Raw genomic sequence first — 3335 nt, 5'->3', positions numbered from 1 at the left:
ACTGGCGTGTTACTGACCCACGCTCCTAGGGTGGGTGCGTGCTCACGGAACTCCGGATCAGCGGCCTCGGCGTCATCGACGAGGCCGTCGCCGACTTCTCGCCAGGACTGTCCGTCCTCACCGGAGAGACGGGCGCGGGCAAGACGATGGTCGTCACCGGTCTGAGGCTGCTGGCCGGGGGTCGCGCCGACCCCGGCCGTGTGCGCCGGGGAACGGACAAGGCGGTCGTCGAGGGGCGCTTCGACCTGTCCGCGACCGCCACGATGGACCCGGCCGATCGCCGGGATCTCGACGACCTCCTCGAGGACACCGACGTCGACCTCGACGAGGACGGCAGCGTGATAGCCGCCCGACGGGTCGGCGCGGACGGTCGCTCGCGCGCCCGGCTCGGCGGTCGTTCCGTCCCTGCCGGCACCCTCGCCCGCTTCTGCGCGCCGGTCCTCGCCGTACACGGACAGAACGACCAACTCCGTCTGCTGCGCCCGGACCGGCAGCGCGACGCCGTCGACGCGCACGGCGGTGACGACGCCCGCGCCGCGCTCGAGGCGTACCGCGAGACCTACAGGCGGTGGCGTCAGGCCGAACGCTCACTGGCCGAGCGCACCGGTAGGGCCCGCGAGCTCGCCCGCGAGGCGGACCTGCTGCGCATGGGGCTCGAGGAGATCGACTCCCTCGACCCACAGCCTGGCGAGGAGGCCGAACTCGATGCGCTCATCCGCCGCCTGACCGATTCCGAGGAGCTACGCGAGGTGGCCGGGCGGGCCCACGAGGCGCTCACCGGTGACGGCGAGACCACTGAGCCGATGGTGGGTGTGCTCGACCAGCTGCGGCAGCGGCTGGCAGGCGCCGGGGACCCTGCGCTCGACCCCATCGCCACGAGCATCGGACAGGCCGTCGCCGCGCTCGGGGACGCGGCCACCGAGCTCGGCCTGTACCTCGCCGAGCTGCCCGTCGACTCCGCCGACCTGGATTCGGCGATGGAGAGACGACACGATCTCCGCGCGCTGACGCGCAAGTACGGTACGGACGTCGACGACGTCATCGCCTGGGCCGCCAGAGCCCGGACCCGACTGGGGGAGGTCGACACCTCCGAGACCGCCGTCGCCGAGCTGCGCGCCACGGTGGAGCGGCTCGCGGCGGAACTGTGCGAACGCGGCGCCGCGCTGACCGCCGTCCGGCGCGCGGCGGGGGAGGACCTCGCCGCCCGGGTGACGGCCGAGCTCGCCGAGTTGTCGATGGGTGGCGCCCGCCTCACCGTCCGCGTCACCCCGTCGGGGGACGGGCTCGACGGCGCCACCGAGAGCGGGCTCGACGACGTCGAACTGGCGCTCGACGGGCCCTCGGGGCCGGTGCCTCTCGGCAAGGGCGCGTCAGGCGGCGAGCTGTCGAGGGTCATGCTCGCGCTCGAAGTGGTCCTGGCCGAACGCTCGGGCGGGGGCACGCTGGTGTTCGACGAGGTCGACGCCGGCGTCGGAGGCCGGGCCGCGTTGAGCATCGGCAAGCGACTGGCCCGCCTGGCGCGGACCCACCAGGTCATCGCCGTCACCCACCTCGCGCAGGTCGCGGCCTACGCCGATACCCACCTGGTCGTTCACAAGGACGCCGACCCCGCGGGCGCCGACACCGGGAGTTCCGGTGTCGTCGTCTCCGGGGTCACGGCGGTCGCGGACGCCGACCGCGTAACCGAACTGGCACGGATGCTCGCGGGACTCGAGGACACCGATACCGGACTCGCCCACGCGAGGGAGCTGCTGGAGAAGGCCCAGTACGAAAAGTCTCAAGCTGAGATCGACCGTTAAGGCGACACGCCGGGGTGGCCTCCCTCGTCACTCGAATCACACGCGTGATACTCATGCACATGAAGATGCCGGGTCTGCTCAATCGTCACTCCCAGGACCTCGCCGGTGTCGTGGGCACCGTGCGCCGGATCGAGCCGGGGACTCCGGTGCCGAAGAGGCTCGGCGCCAAGGACATCGCCGTCCTCGACCTCAACCGCACAACGGCGGAGACCGCCCGCGCACTCGTCGAGGCGGAGGTGGGGGCCGTGGTGCACGTCCCCGCCGCGGGTGAGGAGATGCTGCCCCGGGCGGCCTTCCGCACCCTGGCCGCCTCGACGGTGCCCGTCATCGAGGACGCCGACCTGGCCGATGTCGCCGACGGGACCCGGATCCGCATCGACGACGGGGTCGTCTACTCCGTCAAGTCCGAGGACGAGATCGCCGGTGGCCGCGAGGTCGACTCCGCGACCCTGCTCGCCGAGGTCGACAGTGCGGAGAAGAACTACGTCGAGTCGGCGCTGGCGCACCTGGCCAACGCGACCGAGTTCCTCAGCCTCGAGCATCCACTCCTGCTCGACGGCGAGGGGCTGCCGGAGATCGATGTCGAGTTCACCGACCGTCACGTCGTGGTGGTCACGGGCGACGCGTCCTCGCGTGCCCAGCTGGCCGAGCTCAAGCCGTTCATCCGCGAGTACCGCCCGCTCCTCGTGGGCGTCGACGGGGGTGCCGAGCTGCTGCGCTCGGCCCGGTTGACGGCCGACGTCGTCGTCGCCACCCCCACCGAGGTCCCGGACGAGGTCCTCTCCGACGGCGCCGTCCTCGTCGTGCCGGCGGATCGTGACGGCAGAGCCGAGGGGCTGGAGAAGATCACCGAGCTCGGGGTCGGTGCCACGACGTTCCCGGCCGCCGCGACGGCGCGGGACATGGCGCTGCTGCTGGCCTACCACGGCGGGGCGGAGATGATCGTGATCACGGGCGACGACCGGGGCCTGGAGAACGCCTTCCGCCCGGCCTCCGCGCCGTCGTCGACCATGGTCGACACGACCGTCTCCTCGCGGCTCGTGCACGCCTGCGCCTGCGCCACCCTCTACCGCTCCCGCGGCTCGGGGATCGGTCTCGCGCTGATCGTGCTCGCCGCCCTGGTCGCGGTCGCCGCCGTCGTGGTGGCCCGCGACGCCGCTCAGGACCTCCTGCTCTGGGCCATCGAGACCTGGAACTCGTTCGCGCTGTGGGTCCAGGGGCTCGTCCGTTGATCTCGATGCGCCGCCACGTCCTGACGCTGGTGGCCGTCTTCCTCGCCCTCGCGGTGGGGGTCGTCCTCGGATCCACGTCCGTCGCGACGTCGATCCGGGACGCGGTCGTCGACCGCGAGGAGACCACGGCGGCGCGGCTCGAGGCGGCGCAGGACGACCTCGCCGCCGAGCGCAGGGCGGTCGACCGGCTGGACGGCCTGGCGGCGGACCTGACACCGGCCGTCCTGGACGGTCGGCTCGACGGCCGGCCGGTCCTCATCGTCGTGGCACCCGGTGCGGCGGAGGAGGACGTCACGGCGGCGGG

General features: G+C 72.7%; 3 protein-coding genes. All 3 read left to right on the top strand.

Features of this window, described 5'->3' with window-relative positions:
- Positions 1-38 precede the first annotated feature (38 nt).
- Positions 39-1799: a DNA repair protein RecN gene (recN, locus tag HMPREF3086_RS11040; protein WP_061228840.1), complete on the top strand. Its 1761-nt coding sequence runs from the start codon at positions 39-41 to the stop codon at positions 1797-1799.
- A 53-nt stretch (positions 1800-1852) separates the two neighbouring features.
- A complete protein-coding gene (gene steA, locus HMPREF3086_RS11035) occupies positions 1853-3031 on the top strand; it encodes a putative cytokinetic ring protein SteA (RefSeq protein ID WP_246830968.1) in 1179 nt (392 codons plus the stop codon).
- A gap of 5 nt (positions 3032-3036) precedes the next feature.
- The coding region (locus HMPREF3086_RS11030) for a copper transporter (protein ID WP_168169084.1) at positions 3037-3335 on the top strand (299 nt) is incomplete at its 3' end.

Source organism: Dietzia sp. HMSC21D01, assembly GCF_001815995.1.
Lineage (GTDB): Bacteria > Actinomycetota > Actinomycetes > Mycobacteriales > Mycobacteriaceae > Dietzia > Dietzia cinnamea.
Note: the sequence above shows the minus strand (reverse complement) of the source record. Positions and strands in the feature narration are given on the sequence as shown.

Bases quoted from the DNA above. Each gene is read 5' to 3' on its own strand.
- steA (WP_246830968.1), top strand. From the start codon at position 1,853: ATGCACATGAAGATGCCGGGTCTGCTCAATCGTCACTCCCAGGACCTC.